Origin of the sequence: Rhodococcus erythropolis NBRC 15567, assembly GCF_001552595.1 — a bacterium.
GTDB lineage: Bacteria > Actinomycetota > Actinomycetes > Mycobacteriales > Mycobacteriaceae > Rhodococcus_F > Rhodococcus_F erythropolis.
Genome location: NZ_BCRM01000016.1, coordinates 141,814 through 166,030, shown reverse-complemented (window position 1 = coordinate 166,030; position 24,217 = coordinate 141,814). Strand labels below are relative to the sequence as shown.

The 24,217-nt window shown below is 62.7% G+C and carries 25 protein-coding genes and 1 riboswitch; of the genes, 12 read left to right on the top strand and 13 right to left on the bottom strand.

The window, feature by feature from the left end:
* The first annotated feature begins 21 nt into the window (after window positions 1–21).
* Complete coding sequence (locus RE4_RS19910; RefSeq protein ID WP_436799926.1) at window positions 22–1,560, top strand: serine/threonine-protein kinase; 1,539 nt, start codon at window positions 22–24, stop codon at window positions 1,558–1,560.
* Window positions 1,561–1,573: 13 nt separating this feature from the next.
* On the opposite strand, the gene RE4_RS19905 is transcribed toward RE4_RS19910, so the two are convergent.
* Together RE4_RS19905 and RE4_RS19900 are read right to left on the bottom strand one after the other, a co-directional pair.
* Window positions 1,574–2,872: a deoxyguanosinetriphosphate triphosphohydrolase gene (locus RE4_RS19905; protein ID WP_060939190.1), complete on the bottom strand. Its 1,299-nt coding sequence runs from the start codon at window positions 2,870–2,872 to the stop codon at window positions 1,574–1,576.
* Window positions 2,873–2,877: 5 nt separating this feature from the next.
* Window positions 2,878–3,567, bottom strand: coding sequence for a YdcF family protein (locus tag RE4_RS19900; RefSeq protein WP_007731109.1), 690 nt, complete (start codon window positions 3,565–3,567; stop codon window positions 2,878–2,880).
* A gap of 69 nt (window positions 3,568–3,636) precedes the next feature.
* On the opposite strand from RE4_RS19900, the gene RE4_RS19895 reads away from it, so the two are divergent.
* Entirely contained in the window at window positions 3,637–5,703 is a 2,067-nt protein-coding gene (locus RE4_RS19895; RefSeq protein WP_060939189.1) for a TPM domain-containing protein, read from the top strand.
* Between the two features lie 99 nt (window positions 5,704–5,802).
* Window positions 5,803–6,540: a polyprenol monophosphomannose synthase gene (locus tag RE4_RS19890; RefSeq protein ID WP_003944487.1), complete on the top strand. Its 738-nt coding sequence runs from the start codon at window positions 5,803–5,805 to the stop codon at window positions 6,538–6,540.
* Here RE4_RS19890 and RE4_RS19885 read toward each other — a convergent pair.
* Window positions 6,515–7,321 carry a helix-turn-helix domain-containing protein gene (locus RE4_RS19885; protein ID WP_060939188.1) on the bottom strand — a complete coding sequence of 269 codons (807 nt, stop codon included), beginning with the start codon at window positions 7,319–7,321 and terminating at the stop codon, window positions 6,515–6,517. The two genes, RE4_RS19890 and RE4_RS19885, sit on opposite strands and share 26 nt — an antisense overlap.
* A 137-nt stretch (window positions 7,322–7,458) precedes the next feature.
* On the opposite strand from RE4_RS19885, the gene RE4_RS19880 reads away from it, so the two are divergent.
* Both RE4_RS19880 and RE4_RS19875 read left to right on the top strand, forming a co-directional pair.
* Complete coding sequence (locus tag RE4_RS19880) at window positions 7,459–7,824, top strand: nuclear transport factor 2 family protein (protein ID WP_024487641.1); 366 nt, start codon at window positions 7,459–7,461, stop codon at window positions 7,822–7,824.
* Window positions 7,825–7,872: 48 nt separating this feature from the next.
* Entirely contained in the window at window positions 7,873–8,334 is a 462-nt protein-coding gene (locus RE4_RS19875; protein ID WP_060939187.1) for a MepB family protein, read from the top strand.
* Here the strand turns inward: RE4_RS19875 and RE4_RS19870 are convergent.
* Complete coding sequence (locus RE4_RS19870) at window positions 8,309–8,890, bottom strand: dihydrofolate reductase family protein (RefSeq protein ID WP_019748997.1); 582 nt, start codon at window positions 8,888–8,890, stop codon at window positions 8,309–8,311. The genes RE4_RS19875 and RE4_RS19870 overlap by 26 nt on opposite strands.
* Window positions 8,891–8,982: 92 nt before the next feature.
* Window positions 8,983–10,374 (bottom strand): glycine--tRNA ligase, encoded by a 1,392-nt coding sequence (locus RE4_RS19865; RefSeq protein ID WP_003944491.1) that lies wholly within the window; start codon window positions 10,372–10,374, stop codon window positions 8,983–8,985.
* Between the two features lie 198 nt (window positions 10,375–10,572).
* Between RE4_RS19865 and RE4_RS19860 the strand changes: the two genes are divergently transcribed.
* Window positions 10,573–10,956, top strand: a complete 384-nt coding sequence (locus tag RE4_RS19860) for an ArsR/SmtB family transcription factor (protein WP_003944457.1) — start codon at window positions 10,573–10,575, stop codon at window positions 10,954–10,956.
* A gap of 11 nt (window positions 10,957–10,967) precedes the next feature.
* Window positions 10,968–11,399 carry a Fur family transcriptional regulator gene (locus tag RE4_RS19855; protein WP_020908177.1) on the top strand — a complete coding sequence of 144 codons (432 nt, stop codon included), beginning with the start codon at window positions 10,968–10,970 and terminating at the stop codon, window positions 11,397–11,399.
* 40 nt (window positions 11,400–11,439) lie between these two features.
* Here RE4_RS19855 and RE4_RS19850 read toward each other — a convergent pair whose 3' ends face one another.
* From RE4_RS19850 to recO, 3 genes are read right to left on the bottom strand one after another with little or no spacing between them, the layout of a single operon-like run.
* Window positions 11,440–11,862: a YbjN domain-containing protein gene (locus RE4_RS19850; protein WP_019749000.1), complete on the bottom strand. Its 423-nt coding sequence runs from the start codon at window positions 11,860–11,862 to the stop codon at window positions 11,440–11,442.
* Window positions 11,859–12,677 (bottom strand): isoprenyl transferase, encoded by an 819-nt coding sequence (locus tag RE4_RS19845; RefSeq protein WP_019749001.1) that lies wholly within the window; start codon window positions 12,675–12,677, stop codon window positions 11,859–11,861. Before RE4_RS19845 ends, RE4_RS19850 begins: the two co-directional genes overlap by 4 nt.
* On the bottom strand, window positions 12,634–13,449 hold the full coding sequence (recO, locus tag RE4_RS19840; protein ID WP_019749002.1) for a DNA repair protein RecO: 816 nt from the start codon (window positions 13,447–13,449) through the stop codon (window positions 12,634–12,636). Before recO ends, RE4_RS19845 begins: the two co-directional genes overlap by 44 nt.
* A 96-nt stretch (window positions 13,450–13,545) precedes the next feature.
* Between recO and RE4_RS19835 the strand changes: the two genes are divergently transcribed.
* The gene (locus RE4_RS19835; RefSeq protein ID WP_019749003.1) at window positions 13,546–14,295 is read left to right on the top strand and encodes a TetR/AcrR family transcriptional regulator; all 750 of its coding nucleotides are present in this window, start codon (window positions 13,546–13,548) and stop codon (window positions 14,293–14,295) included.
* Here RE4_RS19835 and RE4_RS19830 read toward each other — a convergent pair.
* Window positions 14,292–15,281, bottom strand: a complete 990-nt coding sequence (locus RE4_RS19830) for an AurF N-oxygenase family protein (protein WP_019749004.1) — start codon at window positions 15,279–15,281, stop codon at window positions 14,292–14,294. The genes RE4_RS19835 and RE4_RS19830 overlap by 4 nt on opposite strands.
* Window positions 15,282–15,385: 104 nt before the next feature.
* Entirely contained in the window at window positions 15,386–15,826 is a 441-nt protein-coding gene (locus tag RE4_RS19825) for a DoxX family protein (RefSeq protein ID WP_060939209.1), read from the bottom strand.
* Window positions 15,827–15,964: 138 nt separating this feature from the next.
* Window positions 15,965–16,058: riboswitch (TPP riboswitch) on the top strand.
* A gap of 17 nt (window positions 16,059–16,075) precedes the next feature.
* On the opposite strand from RE4_RS19825, the gene RE4_RS19820 reads away from it, so the two are divergent.
* Together RE4_RS19820 and RE4_RS19815 are read left to right on the top strand one after the other, a co-directional pair.
* Complete coding sequence (locus RE4_RS19820; RefSeq protein ID WP_436799927.1) at window positions 16,076–16,840, top strand: 3-oxoacyl-ACP reductase; 765 nt, start codon at window positions 16,076–16,078, stop codon at window positions 16,838–16,840.
* Entirely contained in the window at window positions 16,840–18,120 is a 1,281-nt protein-coding gene (locus tag RE4_RS19815) for an LLM class flavin-dependent oxidoreductase (protein WP_060939186.1), read from the top strand. Before RE4_RS19820 ends, RE4_RS19815 begins: the two co-directional genes overlap by 1 nt.
* Here the strand turns inward: RE4_RS19815 and dinB are convergent.
* Window positions 18,117–19,415 carry a DNA polymerase IV gene (gene dinB, locus RE4_RS19810; RefSeq protein ID WP_081098403.1) on the bottom strand — a complete coding sequence of 433 codons (1,299 nt, stop codon included), beginning with the start codon at window positions 19,413–19,415 and terminating at the stop codon, window positions 18,117–18,119. The genes RE4_RS19815 and dinB overlap by 4 nt on opposite strands.
* Window positions 19,416–19,536: 121 nt before the next feature.
* Between dinB and RE4_RS19805 the strand changes: the two genes are divergently transcribed.
* Window positions 19,537–19,998 carry a MarR family winged helix-turn-helix transcriptional regulator gene (locus RE4_RS19805; RefSeq protein WP_046378750.1) on the top strand — a complete coding sequence of 154 codons (462 nt, stop codon included), beginning with the start codon at window positions 19,537–19,539 and terminating at the stop codon, window positions 19,996–19,998.
* Complete coding sequence (locus tag RE4_RS19800) at window positions 19,995–20,975, top strand: zinc-binding alcohol dehydrogenase family protein (RefSeq protein WP_127159995.1); 981 nt, start codon at window positions 19,995–19,997, stop codon at window positions 20,973–20,975. The genes RE4_RS19805 and RE4_RS19800 overlap by 4 nt, the downstream gene beginning before the upstream one ends.
* A gap of 23 nt (window positions 20,976–20,998) precedes the next feature.
* Here RE4_RS19800 and RE4_RS19795 read toward each other — a convergent pair whose 3' ends face one another.
* Together RE4_RS19795 and RE4_RS19790 are read right to left on the bottom strand one after the other, a co-directional pair.
* Window positions 20,999–21,679 (bottom strand): response regulator, encoded by a 681-nt coding sequence (locus tag RE4_RS19795; protein ID WP_019749011.1) that lies wholly within the window; start codon window positions 21,677–21,679, stop codon window positions 20,999–21,001.
* Window positions 21,676–24,216, bottom strand: coding sequence for a sensor histidine kinase (locus RE4_RS19790; protein WP_020969962.1), 2,541 nt, complete (start codon window positions 24,214–24,216; stop codon window positions 21,676–21,678). The genes RE4_RS19795 and RE4_RS19790 overlap by 4 nt, the downstream gene beginning before the upstream one ends.
* Window position 24,217 lies beyond the last annotated feature (1 nt).

Here is a 24,217-nt window from a genome sequence, read left to right as displayed (position 1 = left end):
ACCGCAGCGATGGGACCGACGATGACTGAAAACGCCTCGAGCTCGCACGAAGGGCGATCAGGAACCCGATTCGGCGTGTACGAGTTGCGTCGCCTCCTCGGCCGAGGCGGAATGGGTGAAGTGTACGAGGCGTACGACACCTCGAAGGATCGCCTGGTCGCACTCAAGTTGCTCCATCGCGAACTTGCGGCCGACCCGTCATTCCAAGCTCGTTTCCGCCGAGAATCTCGCACCACCGCCGCCTTGAACGAACCGCACGTGATCCCGGTACACGACTGGGGCGAAATCGACGGAGTCCTCTTCATCGACATGCGTTTGGTCGAAGGTCATACGTTGCGCGCCGAGTTGGCCGAATTCGGCCGACTCACGCCTATACGAGCCGTCGACATCGTCTCGCAAATCGCCTCGGCGTTGGACGCCGCACATGCCCGCGGGCTCATCCATCGCGACGTCAAACCAGACAACATCATTCTCACGAACAACGGCTTCGCCTACCTCGTCGACTTCGGAATCGCATACTCACAGACGGACACGAAGATCACCACCGAGGGAAGCGCAGTCGGTTCCTATGCGTACATGGCGCCGGAGCGGTTCGGAATCGAAACGCCGACGGCCGCAGCGGATGTCTATTCCCTGGCTTGTGTCCTCTACCAATCACTTACCGGAACAACACCTTTCAACACCACAAGCATCGAGCATCTGGTCAATTCGCACCTGAACGCTCCGCCGCCACGCCCCACGCTGACGGTTCCATCGCTCCCGCAAGGTTTTGACGCCATCGTGGCTCGCGGCATGGCAAAGGATCCCGCACACCGCTATCCGACTACGGGAGCGCTCGCACTCCAAGCGCAGCAGGCCCTCTCGACGACCGACACCCCCGGCGCCGCCGGCAAATTGCACCCCACGATCGTCGCGCCGCCCATCTACACCACGGCGAATCCCGCTCACGGGAACTACACGCACATCGCGACAAAGACCAAGCGAAACCGAGCCCCGATCGCGATCGGTGCGGCTGGAGTTGCATTCGTTCTGGCCGCAGGAGGCACGGCGGCCTGGGTGATGCGGGGGAACTCGGGACCCGAATCACCCACCACTGCAGCAGCTTCCATCGCCACGTCGGCACCGGCACCCACTCAGGAGCCGGCCAGAACGCCGAAGCTCGAGCCGCTACCCACCGCCGGACTGCAGGCGACCACGACCACCCGGGCGTCGAACCCGGGCGCGAGAAATGGCGACCTCGGGGTCAGCAAGCCGATCACCGTCCCCTCATGCAAAGGAACCGGAATCGTGGTGTTGGCCAATGCCACCGATCCGGCAACGTACGCCAGCGAGATCCAGAACTACCTCGACGCGTTCCCCGGCTCGAAATACCTACGCACAGACCAGTCCTGCCCGTCACTGCGTCAAGTCTCCGATTCGGGGACGGCGATCTACACGGTGTATCGCGAATCCGGGAACACCGAGTCGAAGATCTGCAAGGACGTTCGCGCAGCAGGCGGCGACGCTTACGGCAAGTGGCTCGATACCACTACCGACCCGTCGACGCGGATGACCTGCTGAAGGCGTAAGCGGCTCAGCCCCAGCTGGCCTGCGCGCCCAGGCTCGCTTTGTCCACCCGTTCCAGCCGACTCTCCGTGTACGACGCGATCTGATCCACCACTACCCGGACCCGAGCACCGTCGTCCGCGGCGTGTTCCCACGCGGGCAGCAGGATCGGATCGAGCCCGGCCGGCGCAGTCGCCAGCAGCCATTCCGCGACGCGATGAACACGATCACGCTGCCGATCCTGACGCGCCTTGTGTCCGGCGTCGGACATCACGTAGTACAGCGCCACGGTCTTGAGCAACGCCACCTCGGATGCGACGGCCTCGGGTATGTCGAGGTCGGCTTGATACCGCGAGAGGGGTCGGTCACCGTGTGTCAGCCGGGTGCTGGCGATCGCTGCGGTGGCGAAGCGACCCACCAATTCACTCGTGAGATTCTTCAACGCGACGGAACTTCCGAGTGTGCCGTCGAAACTTCCGACCCCGCGTACGACGGGGAGTTCGGACAACCGTTGAGCGGCGTCGATCAGATCGTCGACTACCAATCCCCGAAACTCGGAGGCCCCCAGTTCTGCCAGTGCGCGCTGCTCGGACGGATCGGCAAGCGAGCGAAGGTCGATACGGCCTGCGATCACCCCGTCCTCCACGTCGTGCACGGAATACGCGATGTCGTCGGCCCAGTCCATGACCTGAGCTTCCAGACATTGCCGACGCTCGGGCGCCCCCTCGCGCACCCAGGCGAGCACCTCTGCGTCGTCGTCGTATGCCCCGAACTTCGCGCCGGGCTGCGGCCGGGTCCAGGGGTACTTGATGGCTGCGTCGAGTGATGCCCTGGTGAGATTGAGGCCGGCACTCAGACCGTCGGGGCGCAGGATCTTGGGTTCGAGGCTGGTCAATATACGCAGATTCTGCGCGTTGCCCTCGAAACCTCCGCAGTCCTTGGCGACTTCGTCCAGGGCCTTCTCGCCGTTGTGACCGTACGGCGGGTGCCCGATGTCGTGCGCGAGACCGGCGAGGTCCACCAGGTCCGGATCGCAACCGAGTCCGTCGGCGATCCCTCGCCCGATCTGTGCGACCTCCATCGAGTGCGTCAACCGCGTACGAGGTGTGTCACCGTCGCGCGGGCCGACAACCTGGGTCTTGTCGGCCAAGCGCCGCAAAGCCGCGGAGTGTTGGACACGCGCCCGATCTCGCGAGAAGTCCGAACGATGCTGCGCCGCTGCGATCTGCGAACCCGGCAACCCCGCACGCTTCGGCGCCTCGACGACACGACGTTCGAGGTCGTGTTCGGAGTAGGTGCCGCCTCCGTAGGTGGTGTGAGCTGTCATGGTCGCTATTGCCCTGCCGTGTAGGGGAAGTCTGCGGAGAAGTGCGTGAGCTGATACCAGAGCAGCGCGCCGGTTTCGCGAGCGATTCCGTGCAACTGGGATTCGCGAGTGAAGACAGCCGGGCCCTGACGAGTAGGTGCGGTCCACGCCTGGAGTCCTGTGTCGCGGGCCATCGTCCGCGTTCGCAAGGAGTGCCACGGGTCACTGACCAGGACAGCGGAATTGATTCCCTGCGAGGACATCTCGGCGCTCACCGCGTCGATACTGAGAAGTGTGTCCGAACCGGTCTCCACTGCGGTGATCGCACTCGACGGAATTCCGCGATCGGTCAGATACATCTTTCCCGACGCCGCTTCGGTGTACTCGTCACCTTCTTGTTTACCGCCGACAGTAATGATCTGCGGCGCCACTCCGCGCTTGTACAGCTTGTACGCCTGCTCGAGTCGGGCCTCGAAGACGGACGACGGAGTGCCGGAATACTGAGCCGCGCCCAGAACGACTATCGCGTCGGCCGGCCGCGTATCGTCGATGCGCGCCACCTGCCACACCCGGAACGCAGTACCCCCGACCAGAACCACGGCCATCAACACGGCACCGGCGATCAGTCGGCGCGTCCAACGAGCCAATCCTGCCCCGAAGCCGCCCGCCCGTGAGGGTGATGGGTCGTGGGGGCGGTTACCGAAAGCAGGTTTCACTCCCGCAATTCTGCCAGTTCGCGGCGATCACCTCCGATGCCGACGCGCCACAACGGATAGATTTGCGTCATGGCCCTCGCACCACACTTCGCGCAGTTGTCCTCGGTAGAGCAGAGTCGGACAATCACCCGACCCGTTCGCCGTCGGGGAAGCGCCGCCGCCGCCGCTGCGATTTTCGCTCTGCTGGCGCTCGTCTTCAGTCCTGCGCTCGCCTCGGCAGACGCCCCGATGGTGTTGCCGAATCACATCACCGACACCTCCGGGGTTCTCGACGCCGGGCAACGCAGCGACATACAAGCCGCGATCGATCAACTCAGCGAGGACCACCAGATCGATCTGTGGGTCGCGTTCGTCCCCGATTTCAACAACCTGGGTGGCCAGGCGTGGGCACAGCAGACAGCCACGAAGTCGACGCTGAGTACCAAGTCCGTCCTGCTTGCAGTTGCCACGGCGGAGCGTGCTTACTACCTCGACGTCCCCGCTGAGCTGAGCAACATCACCGATTCCGACATCGAATCGATCAATTCCGACGCGGTGGAACCGGCTCTCGCCGAGGATGATTGGACCGGCGCGGCAATTGCCGCAGCTGGAGCACTCGGCGACGCGAACAACACGAGCGGCGGAATGGGAGTCGGAACACTCCTCATCGCGGGCGGCGCTGTGGTGGTCGGGACGGGTGGTGTGGTCCTGTACTCACGTAAGCGCAAGAACGACAAGAACAAGGCAAGCGTCGAAGCCGCGAAGAACATCTCCCCCGACGACATCGCCAGCCTCAACGCACTCCCGCTGCCGACGCTCGACGAACGCGCGAAGGAGATCCTCGTCGAGACGGATAACGCGATCGCCGGCAGCCAGGAGGAGCTCGATCTGGCCCGCAGCGAGTTCGGAGATTCCGCCGTCGCACCCTTCTCGGCAGCATTCGACAAGGCCAAGGCCACCCTCGCCGAAGCCTTCGCGATCAGGCAGCGACTCGACGACGCCATCCCGGAAACTCCCGATCAACGCCGCCAGATGCTGATCGACATCATTTCCTCGTGCGGTCGAGCCGACCAAGAACTCGAAGCTCGCGTCGAGGAGTTCGACGGGCTTCGCGACCTTCTCATCAACGCCCCCGCACGTCTCGATGCGTTGACGCAGAGTGTTGTTTCTCTCAGCGTGCGCTTGCCCGAATCCGAGGCGATTCTGACCAAATTGAAGGATCAGTTCCCCGCGCCGACGCTGGCATCTGTCGTGAACAACGTCACGATGGCCAGCGAACGCCTGACGCTCGCCGAGAAGTCGATCGAGGAAGGCCGCGATGCCACCGCGCTGCCGGCCGGTAAGCAAGGCGCTGCCGTCACCGCGATTCGCACTGCCGAAGCGGCTCTCGATCAGGCACGCAAACTGCTCGACGGCGTCGATCACGCCGCCGACGACATCCGAAACGCCATCGCGACTCTTCCGTCCGCGATGGACGACGTCCAGCAGGGCATCACTGCTGCGGACGCTTACCTGGCGCAGGGCGGGCAGAAGTTGGCGGACGCGAAGGCCGCAGCCCAGGCAGCGTTGGCGAATGCTCAGACGTCGAAGGACAGCGATCCGCTGACAGCCTTCAACCAGATCGTCGCGGCCGACGCCCAACTCGACGCGCTGCTTGCCGACGCTCAGGAGCAGAAGCAGCAACTCGAACGTGCACAGCAGCGCCTCGCCCAGGACATTCTGGCCGCACAGGCTCAGGTGACCGCTGCAGGCGACTTCCTCGGAACCAGGCGCGGCGCGATCGGGGCGGAGGCGCGCACTCGCTACGCGGAGGCTCAGCGGCACCTGCAGGCGGCCCAGCAATTGCAGGCTTCGGATCCGTCGAAGGCACTGCAACACGCCCAGGCCGCGACCACCTTGGCGACGCACTCACTTCGCGCCGCGCAGAACGACGTCAACACCTGGGAAGCAAACCAACGACCCCGCGGTGGCGGCGGCGATGCGACGGGAGCGATCCTCGGCGGCATCCTGATCAACAGCATTCTGCGAGGTGGCGGCGGGCCCCGCTCGTACGGCGGACCGAGCAGCAGCGGACGCTCCGGTCGCGGTGGCGGCGGCGGTGGTTTCGGCGGTGGCGGCGGCGGCCGAACCAGTCGAGGCGGCGGCGGCCGGTTCTGACGGATCCCGTCGAGGTAGTAAAATCCCTACTTTGTTCACGACCGCACTCGTCGTACGCTTCATCCGGCAAGTCGGGATCACAGATCATACGAAGGTGTTATGGAAAGCGTCGCCCCGCAGATAACCGTCGTTGTACCTACATACAACGAGCGTGAGAACCTGCCAAAGCTCGTCGATCGCCTCGCCGCGTTGAAGATCCCGAACCTGCACGTCCTCGTGGTCGATGACAACTCCCCCGACGGCACGGGCGAGGTTGCGGACAAGTTGGGTATCGATGGACCCATCCCGGTCGGAGTGCTTCACCGCACGGTCAAGGACGGACTCGGCCGTGCTTATGTCGCGGGCATGAGCCGGGCTCTGGCGGAGAACGCCGACATCGTCATTCAGATGGACGCGGATCTCTCCCATCCGTCCGAAGCGATCCCCGCCATGATCGAGATCCTCACCACGACCGATGCGGCAGTCGTTCTCGGCTCCCGTTACGTCGAGGGTGGCGCAGTTGCCGGCGACTGGCCGTGGCATCGCAAGGCTTTGTCCGCCTGGGCGAACTTCTACGTCAACGCTATTCTGCGACTGCACGTCAAGGATGCAACTGCAGGCTTCAAGGCGTGGCATGCAAAGACCTTGCGCGACATCGACGTCGAATCGGTGCAGAGCAACGGCTACGCGTTCCAGGTCGAGATGAACTACCGAGTTGTTCAGCGCGGCATGAAGATCGCCGAAACGCCAATCCGCTTCGAGGAACGCACCGAAGGTGTCTCCAAGATGAGCCTCTCGGTTCAGTTGGAGTCCGCTCTGGTGCCGTGGAAGCTCAAGTTCGGCAAGAAGTCTCTCTGACCTGCGCGGCTGATCGAAAATAATCGGCGGTCTGCGTGTCCGACGGGTAGAACGACTCAATCGCGATCTCTGCGAGCGTGACGTCGCGCGGCGTACCGAACACGGTGGTGGTGCTGAACATCGCCAATTCGGTATCGCCCGCGCGTACGCGCAACGGAACCAGCAGGGAATTCGCGCGGTCGTCGTGCCAGTCTCCGCCGCTCGGATAGGTGCGCAACTCGTCGAGCAACGACGCCAACTGCGCATCCGCACAGACCTCCACTTCCCGCGCCAACCTGGCGAGCAGGTGGGTCCGCCACTGCGCGAGGTTCACGATCCGCGGCGCCATGCCCTCGGGATGCAAACTCAAACGCAATACGTTCACCGGTGGTTCCAGGAGGAATTCAGCGGCCCCCTCGGTCAGGATTCTCACGGCCTGGTTCCCGGCGATCATCTCCCATTGCTGATCGACCACCACGGCCGGATAAGGGTCATGCGCGTCGATGATGCGATCGATGGCCTCGCTCACCGCTGACATCGGCGCTTCCGCCAACGATTTTTGCGAGTACTCCGGCGAGTGGCCACTTGCCAGCAGAAGCGTATTCTGTTGCCGTAGAGGAACATCCAGACATTCGGACAGGTGAAGGACCATGTCCCGGCTGGGTTTGGAGCGGCCGGTTTCGATGAAGCTCAGGTGCCTGGTCGACACTCCTGCCGCTGCCGAGAGACCCAACTGAGTGAGCCTTCGCCGCTCCCGCCACCGCTTGAGTTCGGTGCCAACGTCCATCGTCTCGAAGGTCATTCTTTCAAGTTAGCGACCCGAGGTAGCCGAGACCATGACCTCGGAGGTAATCGACCCGAAGCAGTTTCGGAGGAACAGTGGTCTCAGCCGGCGAGACCGCCGGATGTTCACCACAGGAACTGATCAAGGGAGCGACCATGAGCGACTTCGACGCAATCGCCGACGCCTATATCGACATGTGGAACGAAACAGATACCACCGCCCGTAGAGCACGGATCGAGCAATTGTTCGCACCCGGCGGCCGCTACACCGATCCGCTCGCGGACGTCACCGGACACGATCAGATCGACGCGATGATCAACGCTGTGCAGCAACAGTTTCCGGGCATGCACTTCACCCTCATCGGACCGGTGGACGCGCACCACCGACAGGCTCGATTCGGTTGGGCTCTCGGCCCGGCGGGGGCCGAGTCACTGATCGACGGGTTCGACGTACTCGAACGCGACGACGACGGCCGGGTGACGCTTGTCCTCGGGTTTCTCGACAAGGTACCTACGGCCTGAAGTGCGTCTACCACCGACAGCCTTCGCCACGAAGGCTGTCGGTGGTCCGTGGAATCATCGTTGCCGATGAACGCCGACGGATTTACCTGGTCCACACCGATTCCCGAGTCCGAGGGTGCTGAGTACGGCGCTCACACGCTGACCGTCAACGGCCTTCCCTCCGTCTATCGATCCGCCAAGACGACGCCGACCAAGCTCGGTCAGTTCGTCACGCTGTGGCGCCGTTCCGAGGCCGGGCCCATCCGCCCCTTCGACACCAGCGACGGCGTCGCGCTGTTTGTGGTGAAGGTCTACGACGAAGAACATCTGGGTCACTTCGTCTTTCCCACCGAAACCCTCGTCGAACACGACATCGTGTCGACGAACTTCTCGGGCGGCAAGCGCGCTATCCGGGTCTATCCGCCCTGGGTCACGCCGACCAGTGTGCAAGCCGTCAGAACCCAGCGTTGGCAGAAGCAGCATTTCGGCGAGTTCCCTGATGTATTCAACTCACCTGATACGTCGCGATGATGACGCCTGTTGTCGTAGGAACACTTTCGGTGAGGGTGAACTGAGCGAGCGCAGCACCGTCGGGGAACAATCTGCGCCCGGTTCCGAGAACCAGCGGATGAATCAGCAGAGTGTAGGTGTCGACGAGACGCCGTTCGGCCAATGACGTGATCAGGTCGCCACTGCCCAGAATCACCAGATCCGGGCCATCGCTTTCCTTCAGCGCGGCGACCGCGTCGGCGGCATCGCCTTTCAACACAGTCGAGTTCTTCCACGGCAGCGGTTCACCCAAAGTCCTTGACGCTACGTACTTCTGCGTGTTGTCGAGCACCTCGGTAAACGGATTGTCGGTCTGAAACGGCCAGTACGAGGCGAAGTTCTCATAGGTTCGGCGTCCGAAGAGCAACTCTGATTTCTTCGCCATCCCCTCCCCCATTTTCTGTGCCATGACGGAATCGTTGAAGGGTGCCGCCCATCCACCGTGCTCGAATCCGCCACGACGATCTTCGTCCGGCCCGCCAGGTGCCTGCATGACACCGTCGAGAGTCACGCTGTTGGTCACGCTGAGTTTTCTCATAACTTCGATCCTGCGCCTGAAGATCCACCATGGAAAGAGAAAACGGGCGGTCCTTCTCGAATGAGAAGAACCGCCCGTCAGCTTCGAACGAATCAGGAACCGATCAGCCGCGCAGCCAGGTAGCTTTCCACCTGATCGAGGGCGACGCGTTCCTGCGCCATGGAGTCACGCTCACGCACCGTCACAGCCTGATCTTCGAGAGTGTCGAAGTCGACCGTGATGCAGAACGGTGTGCCGATCTCGTCCTGGCGACGGTAACGACGACCGATGGCACCGGCGTCGTCGAACTCGACGTTCCAGTTCTGACGCAACTGCGCCGCAAGATCTTTTGCCTTCGGCGTCAGATCCGCATTGCGCGAGAGCGGCAGCACTGCGGCCTTGACGGGAGCGAGTCGACGATCCAGTCGCAGCACCGTGCGCTTGTCGACGCCGCCCTTGGAGTTGGGTGCCTCGTCCTCGGTGTACGCGTCGACCAGGAAGGCCATCAGCGAACGCGTGAGACCTGCCGCCGGCTCGATGACGTACGGCGTGTACCGCTCGCCCGTCGTCTGGTCGTAGTAGTTCAGCTCGGTGCCCGAGTGCTTGGAGTGCGTCGAGAGATCGAAGTCGGTACGGTTCGCGATACCTTCGAGCTCGCCCCATTCGCTGCCCTGGAAGTGGAAGCGGTACTCGATGTCGGTCGTGCCCTTCGAGTAGTGCGAAAGCTTTTCCGGCGCATGCTCGTACAGCCGCAGGTTGTCCTTGTTGATGCCGAGGCCGGTGTACCAGTCCAGGCGGTAGTCGATCCAGTACTGATGCCACTGCTCGTCCTCGCCCGGCTTGACGAAGAATTCCATCTCCATCTGCTCGAACTCGCGGGTGCGGAAGATGAAGTTGCCCGGGGTGATCTCGTTACGGAAGCTCTTGCCGATCTGACCGATGCCGAACGGCGGCTTCTTACGCGAGGTGGTCAGCACGTTGGCGAAGTTGACGAAGATGCCCTGTGCGGTCTCGGGGCGAAGGTAGTGCATGCCCTCTTCGCTCTCGACAGGGCCGAGGTACGTCTTGAGCATCATGTTGAAGTCGCGCGGCTCGGTCCACTGGCCGACGGTGCCGCAATCGGGGCAACCGATGACATCCATCGAGACGTCGTCCGGGTTGTCGAGCTTCTTCTTCTCCGCGTACGCCTCCTGCAGGTGATCCTGACGGTGACGCTTGTGACAGTTGAGGCACTCGACGAGCGGGTCGTTGAAGACACCGACGTGACCGGATGCGACCCACACCTCGCGGGGCAGGATCACCGAGGAGTCGAGGCCGACGACGTCCTCGCGGCTGGTGACCATGTTGCGCCACCACTGACGCTTGATGTTCTCCTTGAGCTCGACACCCAATGGGCCGTAGTCCCATGCGGACTTGGTACCGCCGTAGATCTCACCGCACGGGTAGACCAGGCCTCGCCGCTTGGCGAGATTGACAACGGCTTCGATCTTGGACTTGGGTGCCACTCGATTGCTCTCCATCTGGGTAATAGATGCATGATTTTCGTGCGCTTTTCGCACCATCAGCCTATCTGGCGGCTGCCACGCACTTCCGTCCAAGGTTGACATGCATACTTGTGCATATCAAAATGAAAGTGATTTGCAATAATGTGGTGAGATGGCTATGCCCGGACATCATGATCTACCCCTCGAAGGAGCCTCGCTGTGAGCATTGCGGATACCGGCGATCTCCACAAAAGCCATGATCATTCCGACCTCGGACACACGCACGACCCGTTCGAAGCCGCACCCCCCGCGCCCGTGCCGCCCAAGGAAACTTTGGCGGCCGCCGGCGAAATTCTGCGGGCGCTGGCTGCACCCGTTCGCATCGCGATCGTGCTTCAGCTCCACGAGTCGGAGCGTTGCGTTCACGAACTCGTCGGCGCTCTCGGCGTCACTCAGCCACTCATCAGCCAGCATTTGCGCGTTCTCAAAGCAGCGGGCGTCGTCCGCGGCGAACGCAACGGACGAGAAGTTCTCTATCGACTCGTCGACGATCACCTCGCACACATCGTCGTCGACGCTGTCGCCCACGCCGAAGAAGGATGAGATTCCACCGCATGAACACCCCGGGCAGTACGACCTCGAAACGTGGACCGGCCACCGTCGGCGTTCGTTCCACGAAACAGCGCAGCGCCATCTCCGCCCTGCTCGACGACATCGACGAATTCAAGTCGGCACAGGAACTGCACGACGAACTGCGCAAGCGCGGTGAAGGGATCGGCCTGACCACCGTCTACCGCACGCTGCAGGCACTGTCCGACGCCGGAACCATCGACGTCCTGCGCACCGACACAGGTGAGTCCGTCTACCGACGCTGCTCCTCCGGACACCACCATCACCTGGTGTGCCGCAACTGCGGATTCACCGTCGAGGTCGAGGGCCCGACGGTCGAGCAGTGGTCACAGACCATCGCCGAGGACAACGGTTTCACCGAAGTGAGTCACACCGTCGAGATCTTCGGCACCTGCCGCGACTGCGCCGCCAGCTGACAGCTGACAGCTGACAGCTGACAGCTGACAGCTGACAGCGTCAGGGAATCAAACCCTGACGCGCGGTATCGGCGCCGGTCAGCGCGAGTAGCAACATCGTGGTCAGTGCTTCGTCGTCCAGTCCGGCCGCCGGGAACGTGTATCGCAGGATCACGTCCGCCAGACTGCCGTGGCCGAATACCGCGATCGAACCGAATTGAATGGTCCGGTTCCGCTCGGCCACCTTGCGATGCAGTGCCGCGCTGACCGGTCGGTCCCACGCGAGGACACACGTCATGGACAGCACGTCCAGACCCTCGGACAAATTCATCGCCTGGATCGAGCACAGCGCGCCGGAGTACTGGAAACCAAGCGAGCCGTCCGCAGCCACATCGACCGTCACGAAATGCGCCAGCGAGGCGGCCGCGCGTTCTTGCAGGCGGGCTGCTTCGTCGGTGGTGTCGGTCATGTTCTCCCCTGTCATTTGACGCCACCGAATCTACGGTCGCGTGAGGCGTATTCGACGCAGGCGGCCCAGAGATCGCGGCGGTCGAAATCGGGAAACAGCTTCTCCTGGTACACCATTTCGGCGTAGGCGGATTGCCAGATCAAGAAATTGGACGTCCGCTGTTCCCCCGACGGACGCAGGAAGAGATCGACGTCGGGCATGTCGGGTTCGTCGAGGTACTTGGCAACCGTCGCCTCGGTGATCTTGTCCGGATTGATCTCACCGGCCGCGACACGCTTCGCGATTTCCTTTACCGCATCGGCAATTTCGGCCCGCCCGCCATAATTCACACACATGGTCAAGTTCATGACTGTGTTGTTCTTGGTCAGTTCTTCGGCGATCTCGAGTTCCTTGATCACACTGGCCCACAGGCGCGGCTTACGACCGGCCCAGCGAACACGCACACCCATTTCGTTCATCTCGTCGCGTCGGCGGCGGATGACGTCACGGTTGAAGCCCATCAGGAATCGAACCTCGTCGGGACTGCGCTTCCAGTTCTCGGTGGAGAAGGCGTAGGCGGAGAGCCACTCGACACCCATCTCGATGCAACCGCAGACGGTATCCATCAGGACAGCTTCACCGCGTTCGTGCCCGGCGGTTCGCGGCAGACCGCGCTCCTGCGCCCACCGTCCGTTGCCGTCCATCACCAACGCGACGTGGCGCGGGATGAGTTCGGTTTGCAGGATCGGCGGGGTCGCCCCGGACGGATGTGGGTCCGGTGGCCGGATCACCCGTTCAGCAGCAGGATCAAGCGGAGTTCGCGGTTCGCGTCGTCGAATCACGGGTTCCATCCTGCCTCACGGACAAGTCGACCTCGACGGCTGCATGCGGCCTCGAACGCTCGATCAGCGGCAACGTCCGCAATTGACGCTCGAGATGCCACTGCAGGTGTGCCGCGACCAGTCCGCTGGCTTGCGTCCGCAGCGTCGCGGGCGCCGAATCGGTGCCCTCCCACTCCCCTCGGAGCAGGGCTTCCATCAAGTCGAGCACTCCGGGCGACGGCGTCGCAGCACCCGCCGGGCGGCAGTAGGTACAGACGGCTCCGCCTGCGGCGACATGAAATGCACGGTGCGGTCCCGGAGCGCTGCAGCGGGCGCACTCTTCGAGGGCAGGCGCCCAACCCGCGTACCCCATGGCTCGCAACAAGAACGCGTCGAGCACGAACTCGACCGGCCGCGCCTGCTCGGCGATCGCACGCAGTGCTCCCACCGTCAATCGCTGAAGCTGCGGGGCCGGCGCGCGTTCCTCGCCGGCCAACCGCTCGGCAGTTTCGAGTACGGCGCAGGCCGTGGTGTACCGACTGTAGTCGTCGACGATGTCAGTGGCGAAGGCATCGACCGTCTGCACCTGAGTGATGATGTCGAGATTCTTGCCCGGAAGTAGTTGCACGTCGATGTGAGCAAACGGTTCGAGTCTGGCACCGAATTTGGAGGTGGTCCGGCGGACACCTTTGGCCACGGCACGTACCAACCCGAACTGACGGGTGAGCAACGTGACGATGTGGTCGGCTTCGCCCAGTTTGTGCAGGCGCAGCACCACCGCCGTGTCTCGATACAACCTCACTCGACCAGTGTCCCACGTTGTACCGACGACCGATCCCGATGCCGCGCCCGATGACAAGTCGGAAATACGGCGGGTCCGTCCGGATAGACTGGCCCGATGCCGAGCGACGCAATTGCGCAACCTGTCACTGCAGAGTTGACCGGTCGCGAAGCGCGGTGGGAGCGACACAACTCCGAGCGTCAGAAACGGATACTCACCTCGGCTGTCGAACTGATCGAAGAGCGCGCGGCAGGTGCCGAGGTGTCCGTCCAGCAGATCGCCGACCGTGCAGGCCTCGCCAAGTCGGTGGTGTACCGACAATTCAGCGGCCGAGACGACCTCGATCGACGAGTCCGAGCGTTTGTGCTCGGCCAATTTGCGGCGGCCCTGGATGCGTCGATGAGCATTTCGGTAGGCACTCTCGACCAGATCCTGACCCGAACCATCAGCGCCGTCGCCGAGTGGATCACCGAGCATCCACGGATTCACGAGTTCATGGGTACCGGCCCCACCGACTACGACGACGAGAGCATCGACGCGATCAGCAGCCTGAAGGCGACAATCGCCGACTCGGCCCTCACCACTATCACCGAAGTCGGTCGATCCGTGGGGATCGACTCCTCACCCTTCGATTCACTACCGTTCGCAGTGGTGACAATGGTCGAGGGCACGCTCACCCACTGGGTCCGAAGCACCGATCCGAAACCGAGCCGCGAAGAGATCGTCGCCGACCTCGCGAAATACACCTGGTACATGTTCGACGGCGTCGCCCGCTCGAGCGGGCTACAGATCGATCCCCATGTCGAATTGTCCACGCTCATAGCCGAGCTGGTGTCCTCCGACGGAGGAACTTCGCGGCCGGACTAGATCCGGGTCTTGTCGGAACGCTTCGGCTCGCCGCGGTAGCGGGCGTAGTCGCCGTCGATGCGCAGCTTTCGCCACGCACGCTTCGACACCGGATTCATCAATCCGAGTTCGTCTGCCAGGGCTCGCATTTCACCGAAGTAGTTACCCAGGATGCGGCGTGAATGTGGGCTCCCCCAGAAGGCGCTCTTCATCACCTCGTCCGGGATTCCGAATTCTTCGGCGAATTCCTTTGGCGGTGACATGATTTCGCCCGCAAGCCAACGCATCGTGCCGGGGAAGGCGACCGATGTGATGGCGCGACTCGTACGACTGAGTCTGGGGACGTGATTACGCAGGAACTCGTGAGCAAACGAGATGTGTCTCGCTTCTTCGGCGATGTGAATCTCCATGGTGCGGAGCATCGCCGGCGGCGTGTCCTTACCCTCGCGGATGAGATCCTTCTGGAAGTGGTCGATCGGTTCTTCACCAGCCAGAATGCCGATGAAGAAGATGACCGGGAACTTTGCTCCCAGCACTCCGATGATCGGCGACAGCCGCCGGAACATCGGACGCATACCCGGTACGTCGATGTCCATACGATTGACGAGCTCTTGGAACATCTGGATGTGATTGCACTCTTCGGTCATCTCGTGCAGGCAGTACCGGAACTCAGGCGACTGGTTGGGTAGCGCCATGATGTATTGCAGCATTCCCCGGATCAAGATGCTCTCGAATGCCGAACCCACCTTGGTCACATTCGCCTGACGCCACATTCCCATGGCGATTCGACGCTCCAACGACTGATCCTGGTACCACTGCGTCGCTCCGAGCGGATCCGACACGGATGAGAGTACCCACCTCGGATCATGCGGATCGATCGCGAACTCTGGTGAATCCCAGTCGATGTCGAGATAGGGATCGAAACTGCGGGCAACTGAGCCCTCGGACAAAGTCTGCAGTACCTGGCGGTACGGCTTTTCCACTTCGATCGACGCTGACCGAGCCATCGGTGTCTCCTCACGGCCAGTCCGTCGATTGGAGTCGACGGACTTGAATGAGGTCAAACATAATGGGACACCGCGTCCCACGCAACCCCTTCAGGGGCCTGATTTCAGGCCCGCCGCACCGGGATGATCTCGCGAACCTTCTCGTCTCGGAGATACAGACCCGCCCACATGACGATTCCGGTATAGACGGCAAACAATGTCGTGCTCAGCAGAGGCTGTTCCGCTCGAAGGTTGGTCAACACGGCTCCACCCAGGTAACCGGTGAGCAGAATCGCGCCGAGTATCGACGTTCGCGGAATCACGTACAGCGCAAGGCAGATCAGTTGCACCACCCCGGCCGTCAATGCCAGCGAGTCCGGCAACCCAAGTTCGGCGGAGGCATCCTTGACGGTCTGAAGGTTGAGAATGTGGATGATGCCGTCGAAGAGCATGAAAACGACGAACAGCCCACTCAGGACAAATCCGACCTTGCGAGCCGTGGCCGAAGGTGTCGTCGTCGTGGCGTTACCGGAAACAGTTTCGTTGTGGACGGGCTGGGTGGTCATCGGAATCTCCTGGGGCGAAGGCGAGCGGCCGGTTGCCACTTCGCTTGCAATTACGACTCCCGAGCGATCGAAAACTCATCGCGCCGGCCGTTACTACGCACCCGGCGTTCAGGACGATTCACCTCACGTGGTCTGATGGACGGTGACACGGGGTGCCGAAAAAGTCGGCTGAGATCAGACCCGATGAACCTGACCAGTTAGCACTGGCGGAGGGATGTCGACATGACCGAACAGCAATTTCAGCGCGCATTGAACCTCGACGAGCAGATCGTTCTGATCACCGGTGGCGCCCGCGGGCTCGGCGCCGCACTGAGCCGAGCATTCTCCCGCTCGGGCGCCCGCGTAATCGTGAACTACAACAAGAGCCGCGATGCCGCCGAGGCCCTGGTCGCCGAACTGGGTGAGAATCGCACCTTCGCAGTCCAGGCGGACGTGACGGACCGCAGTTCCGTCGACCAGTTGTTCTCCGCTGCACGCGAGAGATTCGACGCACCGATCTCGACCGTGGTCGACAATGCACTGGTCGACTTCTCGTTCAACGGCGATGCCCGGCCGAACGCGGACACGATCACCTGGGCCGACTTCGACTCTCAACTACGCGGAGCTGTTGCCGGAACACTCAATACCACCCAGGCAGCGCTACCAGGCATGCGCGAACTCGGCTTCGGCCGAATCATCACTGTCGGAACCAATCTGGTCCAGAATCCGGTAGTTCCGTACCACGACTACACCGCTGCCAAGGCCGCACTGCTGGCACTGACACGGACGCTGTCCGCCGACCTCGGTCCGGACGGGATCACAGTCAACATGGTCTCCGGCGGCTTGCTCCGCACCACCGATGCGAGTGCCGCGACACCGGAAGCCGTGTTCGACATGATCGCGGCAAGCACTCCCCTGCGCCGAGTCACGACGCCGGACGAATTTGCCGACGCTGCACTCTTTTTCGCCTCCCCATGGTCGCGGGCCGTGACCGGCCAGAATCTGGTTGTCGACGGCGGACTCGTCAAGAACTGATGGGCGCACAGCTACGGATAGGTGCGTTCCTGCTCGGTTGCGGGCATCACAGTGCGGCGTGGCGACACCGCGACTCACCGGTCGAAAGTCTCGGTGACATCACGTATTACGAGTCGCTCGCGCAGATCGCCGAACGCGGCAAGCTGGACGCCGTTTTCTTCGCTGACGGTCACAGTGTTCGAGAACCCGAGTCTGGTGCGTCGTGGTTTCTCGAACCGATCACCGCGTTGACTGCCATGGCACGAGCGACGGCGAACGTCGGCCTGGTCACCACCATCTCCACGACCTTTTACACGCCATTCCACGCGGCACGACTTTTGGCATCGCTCGACCACATCAGCGGCGGACGGGCCGGATGGAACGTCGTGACCTCGATGTTCGACCAGGAGGCGCGCAACCACGGACTCGAGGCGATGCCCGATCACGCATCCCGATATGAACGAGCCGACGAATTTGTCGAAGTGGCCCTCGCATTGTGGGATTCGTGGTCGGAAGACGCGCTGATCCTCGACCGGGCGGGACGTTTTGCCGACGCAGGCAAGATTTCTCGCATCGATCACGACGGCAAGCATTTTCGTGTCGACGGCCCGTTGACGGTTCCTCGATCCCCGCAGGGCAGGCCGGTCTTGTTTCAGGCCGGGGCGTCCGAGCAGGGTCGCGATCTGGCTGCGCAGCGCGCCGAGGCGATCTATTCGGTTGCCTACGACCTACCCAGCGCGCAGAGCTACTACGCGGACATGAAGTCGAGAATCGAGCGCGCCGGCCGGGATTCGAACTCGGTCGCCGTCATGCCGGGGCTGGTCACCTACGTCGGAAGTACTGTCGCCGAGGCACGGGCCAAGAAGGCCGAACTTGGTCGCCTGCTGCCCACCGAACAGTCGATACGCCAACTCTCGTTGTTCACCGGACAGGATTGCGAGGACTGGGATCTCGACGGGCCCGTGCGCCCGTTGCCTCCACTCGAAGCATTCAGCGGGCCGCAAGGACGCTACGCAACCATTCTGCGGATCGTCGAGAAGGACGCACCGACTGTGCGGGAACTCCTCGGGACGCTCGCTGCGGGTGGTGGTCACGCAACGATGATCGGCACACCGGAGTCGATTGCCGACGAGATGGAATCCTGGTTGGACGGCCGCGGTGCCGACGGTTTCAATCTGATGCCGCCGACCTATCCGCAGGGCCTGGAAGATTTTGTCGATCACGTGATTCCAGTGCTGCAGGCGCGTGGGTTGTTCCGACACGAATACGAGGGAGCGACTCTGAGAGAAAACCTCACCTAGTCCGGCAGTAGCGGCACCGACAGGTCCGGATCGCGTCCCAGGAGCACTCCCCTCGTGAGAGCCGCCGAGCCGAACTTCTTCCGGACGCTGTCCATCGCCGAGTCGAGGGCGGCAGTGTCCGGACCCGCGAATCCTGGACCGTCGAAGGGCAATTCGAGTTGTTCGGCGCCGTCCCGATCCAGGTTGGAGACAGCGACACCGATTAACGTGATGCCCTTGTCCGCGATCATCGGTATCGCTTCGTCCAGCAGCACCATCGAGGCGTTCAGCAATTCCACTGTGTCGGCGGTGGACCGGCGCAGTGTGTGAGATCGAGTTGCCCGCGTGAAATCCGCGAAGCGAAGCCGGAGCGTGACCGTGCGCCCCGTCCGCTGCGCCGAACGCATGCGTCGACTGACACGGTCGACAAGGGACATCAACGACGCATCGAGTTCTGCGCGGGAATGGGATCCGCGACCAAGCGCATGCTGAGCACCCATCGAACTGCGGCCACGATAGGCGCGGACGGGGCGCGGATCTCGATTGTGCGAGAGCGCGTAGAGATGGCGACCGGCGCCGCCCCCGAGAATCGAGACGATCGAGGATTCGTCGTGCCGAGCGATGTCACCCACCGTCACGATGTCGAAGTTTCGCAACTTCTGGGCCGTGATCTTGCCGACGCCCCACAGCTTCTCGACCGGCAACGGATGCAGGAATTCGGTCTCGCCCTCCGGCGGCACTCGCAGCAATCCGTCGGGTTTCGCGAATGCACTCGCGACCTTGGCCAGGAACTTGGTGCGTGCGATCCCGACCGTGATCGGGAGTCCGACCTGCTCGGCCACGTCGCGCCTGAGGTTGGCCCCGATCTGCAGCGGGTTTCCCACGATTTTGGCGAGCCCGCCGACCTCGAGAAAGGCCTCGTCTATGGAGATTCCTTCGACCAGCGGCGACGTGTCGTGAAAGACGTCGAACACGTCTTTGCTCGCCTGCGAGTACGCCGACATTCGCGGGGGAACGACGATCGCCTGGGGACACAGTGATCGAGCCTGACCACCACTCATCGCAGTTCGAACCCCGAACGCCTTGGCCTCGTAGCTTGCCGCCAGGACCACGCCACCACCGACGATGACCGGCCTGCCCGCCAGAGTCGGGTCGTCACGTTGCTCGACCGATGCGTAGAACGAATCGAGGTCCGCATGGAGGATCGTTGCGTCACCCGTAGGTCGACTACCCCCAGAATGATTACCGCCAGAACGAGCACCGCCAGGGTGATTACCTGGCGTTTCTCGATCCAGCGGTTCATGCGACACGAACATATGTTCCCATGCGCCACCGACACAACGAAAGGCCGCAAATAGATTCCATGGAATTGATCACGAATCGGGCGTACGGTGAAAGAATGATTCCACGGAATGCATATCGGTTCGGGGTCTGCTCATGACGGGGTCGGACCTGAGCGGTCACTTCGACAACCTCGTCCGCTTCGAAACCGAACTGTGGACGGCCGTCGACCAGCGACTACGAATCGAGCACGACCTGCCACTGAGTCGATTCGAGCCGATGCAGATCATCGACAGGCTAGGTTCCTGTCGGGTCTTCGACATTGCCGAAGCCCTCGCGATCACCGTCGGTGGCACGAGCAAATTGGTAGATCGGATCGAGTCCTCGGGGCACTGCCGTCGACAATCCAATCCCGCCGACAAACGATCCTCACTCATCGCGTTGACCCCCGACGGCATTGGCCTCTTGCAGCGGGCGAAGTCCACGTTCGACGACGAACTGGCACGCCGTCTCGGTTCCGTGCTGACGCCCGAGGCTCTCGATCGGTTCGGCGCCACACTGGCCACGCTGCGCGAAGCCAACCGTCGACTGACACTCATCACCAAGGAGAAAGCATGACCGACACAATGCGCGCAATCGTGCTCGACGCCCCCGGCCCGCCAGAAGCATTGACGATCAAGGAGATTCCCATACCGGCGCCTACCACCGGCTGGGTACTGGTCCGCGTGAAGGCCTTCGGCCTCAATCGATCCGAACTGCACACCAGGCTCGGCCTCGCCGAAGGCGTGACGTTCCCGAGGGTGCTGGGCATCGAGGCCGTCGGCGAAGTGGTGAACTGCCCCGGCGGGGAGTTGACCGAAGGGCAGCAGGTCGCCGCCATGATGGGCGGGATGGGTCGGGTCTTCGACGGCGGATATGCCGAGTACACGTGCGTTCCCGTCAGCCAGGTCGTTCCCTTCTCCAGCAAACTGGACTGGTCGACAGTGGGAGCTGTTCCCGAGATGCTGCAGACGTCGTACGGCTCGCTGACGGTGGGACTGGATGCGAAATCCGGTCAATCCCTACTGATTCGAGGCGGAACCTCCTCGGTCGGCATGGCAACCGCAGTCCTGGCGAAGCAGTGGGGGCTCACGGTCCTTGCGACCACCCGCGATGCGAGCAAGACGTCATCGTTGACCGCGATCGGGGTCGACCACGTTGTCCTCGACGACGGTGCCGTGGCAGGCCAGGTGCGAGACATTTTCCCGGACGGTGTTGATCTGGCTCTCGAATTAGTCGGAACACCAACACTTCCCGACACGTTGCGCGCCACTCGCGTTCACGGGACCGTGTGTTTCACGGGCATGTTGTCCAACGAGTGGACAGTCAAGGACTTCTATCCGATCGACTACATTCCACGCGGAGTGCGATTGACCTCGTACGGCGGGGACGCGTCCGACCTGCCTGCCGACGTACTGCAAGACTTCCTCTCCGCTGTCGCGTCAGGCGAGGCGGTGGTACCGATCGACGAGGTGTTCGCATTCGAGGACATCGCGCAAGCGCATGCCAAGATGGAAGCCGGTACGGCTCGTGGCAAATTGGTGGTGATGATCTGACCTGGTTTCTCACACCTGGTTTCTCACACCACGAATCGATAACCCATCCCCGCCTCGGTGATCAGATGCTTGGGGTTGGCCGGGTCGTCCTCGAGCTTGCGACGAAGTTGAGCCAGGTAGACACGCAGATAGTGAGTCTCGGTGTCGTAAGCCGGTCCCCACACCTCCCGAAGCAATTCCTTCTGCCCGACCAGCTTTCCGCGGTTGCGCACAAGCATCTCGAGCATGCCCCACTCGGTCGGAGTCAGGTGCACCTGTTCACCGCGCCGACTCACCGTTTTGGCAGCCAAGTCCACCGTGAACGACGCGGTCTCGACCGACGGTTCCGAGGTGTCGGCCGCCGAGGTTCCACGCCTCGCCGCTGCGCGCACGCGGGCCAGAAACTCGTCCATCCCGAAGGGCTTGGTGACGTAATCGTCGGCACCGGCATCGAGGGCCTCGACCTTGTCCGCGGAGTCGGTGCGCGCCGACAGCACGATGACCGGCGCCGTGCACCAGCCACGCAGGCCTGCAAGTACTTCGGTGCCGTCCATGTCCGGCAGTCCGAGATCGAGAATCACCACGTCCGGCGGCCGTTCCGCTGCAGCGCGCAAGGCCCCTGCTCCGGTGGACGCCGTCACCACGTCATATCCACGCACAGTGAGGTTGATGCGTAGTGCCCGCAAGATCTGCGGTTCGTCGTCGACAACCAGTATCCGGCTCATGACTCGCTTCCATTCGTTCCTGCACCGGCCAGTTCGACCATCATCGTCAACCCACCGCCCGGAGTGTCGGTGGCACTGACCGTTCCGCCCATCGCGTCGACAAATCCGCGCACCACGGACAACCCGAGTCCGACGCCGCCCGTGTTGTCGCGATCCCCCATTCGCTGAAACGGCTCGAACATCGATTCGGCTTCACCACGGGGTACACCGGGGCCGGTATCTGCGACGGTGATGACGGTGCGGTCTCCGACGCGTGCTGCTCCCACTCGCACCGGTGTTGTGCCGCCGTACCGCAATGCGTTGTCGACGAGGTTGGCGATCACTCTCTCGAGCAAACCCTGATCGGCCTGCACGGCAACAGTACCCACGTCGACGATCACACTGTGAGACCGGGAGTCCGACCGGCCGCCGATGCCTAATCCCAGCAACGCCCGGTGAACAACTTCGTCGAGGTACACCGCCCGCAACGTCGGCTTGACCACTCCCGCAGCCAGTCTGGACGAATCAAGAAGGTTGCCGACCAGCGCGGTCAACTGATCCGCAGACTCCTCGATGGTGGCCAGTAGTTCTGCCGTGTCCTCAGGTGAGAACTCGATGTCGTCGCTGCGCAAGCTCGACACAGCAGCCTTCACGCCGGCGAGCGGTGTCCGAAGGTCATGGCTCACAGCCGAAAGCAATGCTCGGCGCAGTTGATCAGCCTCGGTCAATGCAGCCGCCTTGCTCGCTTCGACCGTGAGCTTGTCCTGACGGATCATGCCGACCGCCTGGTGCGCGACAACGGTCAACACCCGACGATCACGCGCACTCAACTCCGGCCCCGACAGCATCAGTGCGTATTCGCCGTCGTTCACCTCGCATACGGAATCCGCATCAGCTTCACGTGCCGGCGGTTCTGCACCCACGGCCGCGACTACGCCATCCTCATGATGCACCACCGAAACCCCACGTTGACGGTAGATTTCACGAGCTTTCTCGAGCAGCGTGGACAGGTCAGCACCGCGGAGAACCGACCCCGCAAACAGTGTCAGAAGTTCCGCTTCCTCCGAAGCACGCTTCGCTTCCCGAGCCTTTTTGGCGGCAGCGTCCACCAGAACGGCCACTGCCACAGCCACTATCAGCAGCACCACCGTCGTGATGAAGTTGTCGGGTTCGGCGATCGTGAAGCTGTACCTGGGGTCGGTGAAGAAGTAATTGAGCAGCAGTCCCGATAGCAGAGCAGACAGCATTGCCGGCCCGACACCACCGAGCAGCGCGACCAGAACCACCACCACGAAGAACAACGCGTTTTCACCCTGCACGCCGGAGATCCGGTCGATCAGACCCATGAGTCCGGCTGCGGCCGTCGGAACCACCACTGCCGCAATCCACGACAGCAAGCGGTACTCGGATCGGCCGAACAGCGAGATCCGCCGACGGACAGTCGTTTCCTCATGGGTGACCATGTGAACGTCGATGCCGCCGGACTGCTGAACCACCGCGGCGCCGATCCCCTCGTCGAGGATGCGCGCCAGCCGAGAACGTCGAGACGTTCCCAGAACCAACTGTGTGGCGTTCTCCTCGCGGGCGAATTCGAGAAGCGTCGACGGTACGTCGTCACCGACAACGGTGTGAAGCGTGGCGCCGACCCCGACGGCCAACGCGCGCACCTTGCCCATCTCCGGAGCCGAGACGCCGGTGAGTCCGTCACCGCGCACGACGTGGACCACCATCAGCTCGGCACTCGATTTCGACGCGATACGGGATGCGCGTCGTACCAGCGTTTCCGACTCCGGTCCCCCGGTCACGGCAACGACGACACGCTCGCGCGCCTCCCAGGTATCGGTGATCTTGTTCTCGGCCCGGTACTTCGCCAGGGCGGCGTCCACCTGATCGGCCACCCACAGCAGAGCCAGTTCGCGTAGCGCCGTGAGGTTTCCGCGTCTGAAGTAGTTACCCAATGCCGCATCGACACGCTCCGGCGAATACACGTTTCCGTGAGAAAGTCTGCGGCGCAGCGCCTCCGGAGTGATGTCGACCAACTCGACCTGCGCCGCACTACGCACTATCGCGTCCGGAACCGTCTCCTGCTGAACCACGCCGGTGATGTGCGCGACAACGTCGTTGAGGCTTTCGAGGTGTTGCACGTTGACCGTGGACAGGACGTCGATCCCGGCTTCGAGCAGTTCCTGTACGTCCTGCCAGCGCTTGTGATTCTCACTCCCCGGCGTGTTGGTGTGTGCCAACTCGTCCACGAGGACAAGGGCCGGCCGCCGAGCCAACACCGCCTCGACGTCCAGTTCCGGCATCCGTGTTCCGCGATAGTCCACCAGCTTCGGCGGAATGATCTCGAGGTCACCGATCTGCGCCGCCGTGCGGGCGCGGCCGTGTGTCTCCACAACGGCCGCGACCACGTCACAGCCACGATCTCGACGTCGATGAGCCTCACCGAGCATCGCGAAGGTCTTTCCGACGCCGGGGGCAGCGCCGAGGTAGATACGCAATTCACCACGTTTGCGTGCCCTACCGAAAGATTGACCGACCTTCTCCGAAGAACTCACG

Coding starts and splice junctions, on each gene's coding strand:
- RE4_RS19830 (WP_019749004.1), bottom strand. CDS start 15,281: ATGGCTCGGTCAGCGTCGATCGAAGTGGAAAAGCCGTACCGCCAGGTA.
- RE4_RS19825 (WP_060939209.1), bottom strand. CDS start 15,826: ATGACCACCCAGCCCGTCCACAACGAAACTGTTTCCGGTAACGCCACG.
- RE4_RS19805 (WP_046378750.1), top strand. CDS start 19,537: ATGACGGGGTCGGACCTGAGCGGTCACTTCGACAACCTCGTCCGCTTC.
- RE4_RS19845 (WP_019749001.1), bottom strand. CDS start 12,677: ATGGAACCCGTGATTCGACGACGCGAACCGCGAACTCCGCTTGATCCT.
- RE4_RS19835 (WP_019749003.1), top strand. CDS start 13,546: ATGCCGAGCGACGCAATTGCGCAACCTGTCACTGCAGAGTTGACCGGT.
- RE4_RS19855 (WP_020908177.1), top strand. CDS start 10,968: ATGAACACCCCGGGCAGTACGACCTCGAAACGTGGACCGGCCACCGTC.
- RE4_RS19890 (WP_003944487.1), top strand. CDS start 5,803: ATGGAAAGCGTCGCCCCGCAGATAACCGTCGTTGTACCTACATACAAC.
- RE4_RS19905 (WP_060939190.1), bottom strand. CDS start 2,872: ATGACAGCTCACACCACCTACGGAGGCGGCACCTACTCCGAACACGAC.
- RE4_RS19895 (WP_060939189.1), top strand. CDS start 3,637: ATGGCCCTCGCACCACACTTCGCGCAGTTGTCCTCGGTAGAGCAGAGT.
- RE4_RS19850 (WP_019749000.1), bottom strand. CDS start 11,862: ATGACAGGGGAGAACATGACCGACACCACCGACGAAGCAGCCCGCCTG.
- RE4_RS19795 (WP_019749011.1), bottom strand. CDS start 21,679: ATGAGCCGGATACTGGTTGTCGACGACGAACCGCAGATCTTGCGGGCA.
- RE4_RS19800 (WP_127159995.1), top strand. CDS start 19,995: ATGACCGACACAATGCGCGCAATCGTGCTCGACGCCCCCGGCCCGCCA.
- RE4_RS19910 (WP_436799926.1), top strand. CDS start 22: ATGACTGAAAACGCCTCGAGCTCGCACGAAGGGCGATCAGGAACCCGA.
- RE4_RS19815 (WP_060939186.1), top strand. CDS start 16,840: ATGGGCGCACAGCTACGGATAGGTGCGTTCCTGCTCGGTTGCGGGCAT.
- RE4_RS19870 (WP_019748997.1), bottom strand. CDS start 8,890: ATGAGAAAACTCAGCGTGACCAACAGCGTGACTCTCGACGGTGTCATG.
- dinB (WP_081098403.1), bottom strand. CDS start 19,415: ATGTTCGTGTCGCATGAACCGCTGGATCGAGAAACGCCAGGTAATCAC.
- RE4_RS19885 (WP_060939188.1), bottom strand. CDS start 7,321: ATGACCTTCGAGACGATGGACGTTGGCACCGAACTCAAGCGGTGGCGG.
- RE4_RS19880 (WP_024487641.1), top strand. CDS start 7,459: ATGAGCGACTTCGACGCAATCGCCGACGCCTATATCGACATGTGGAAC.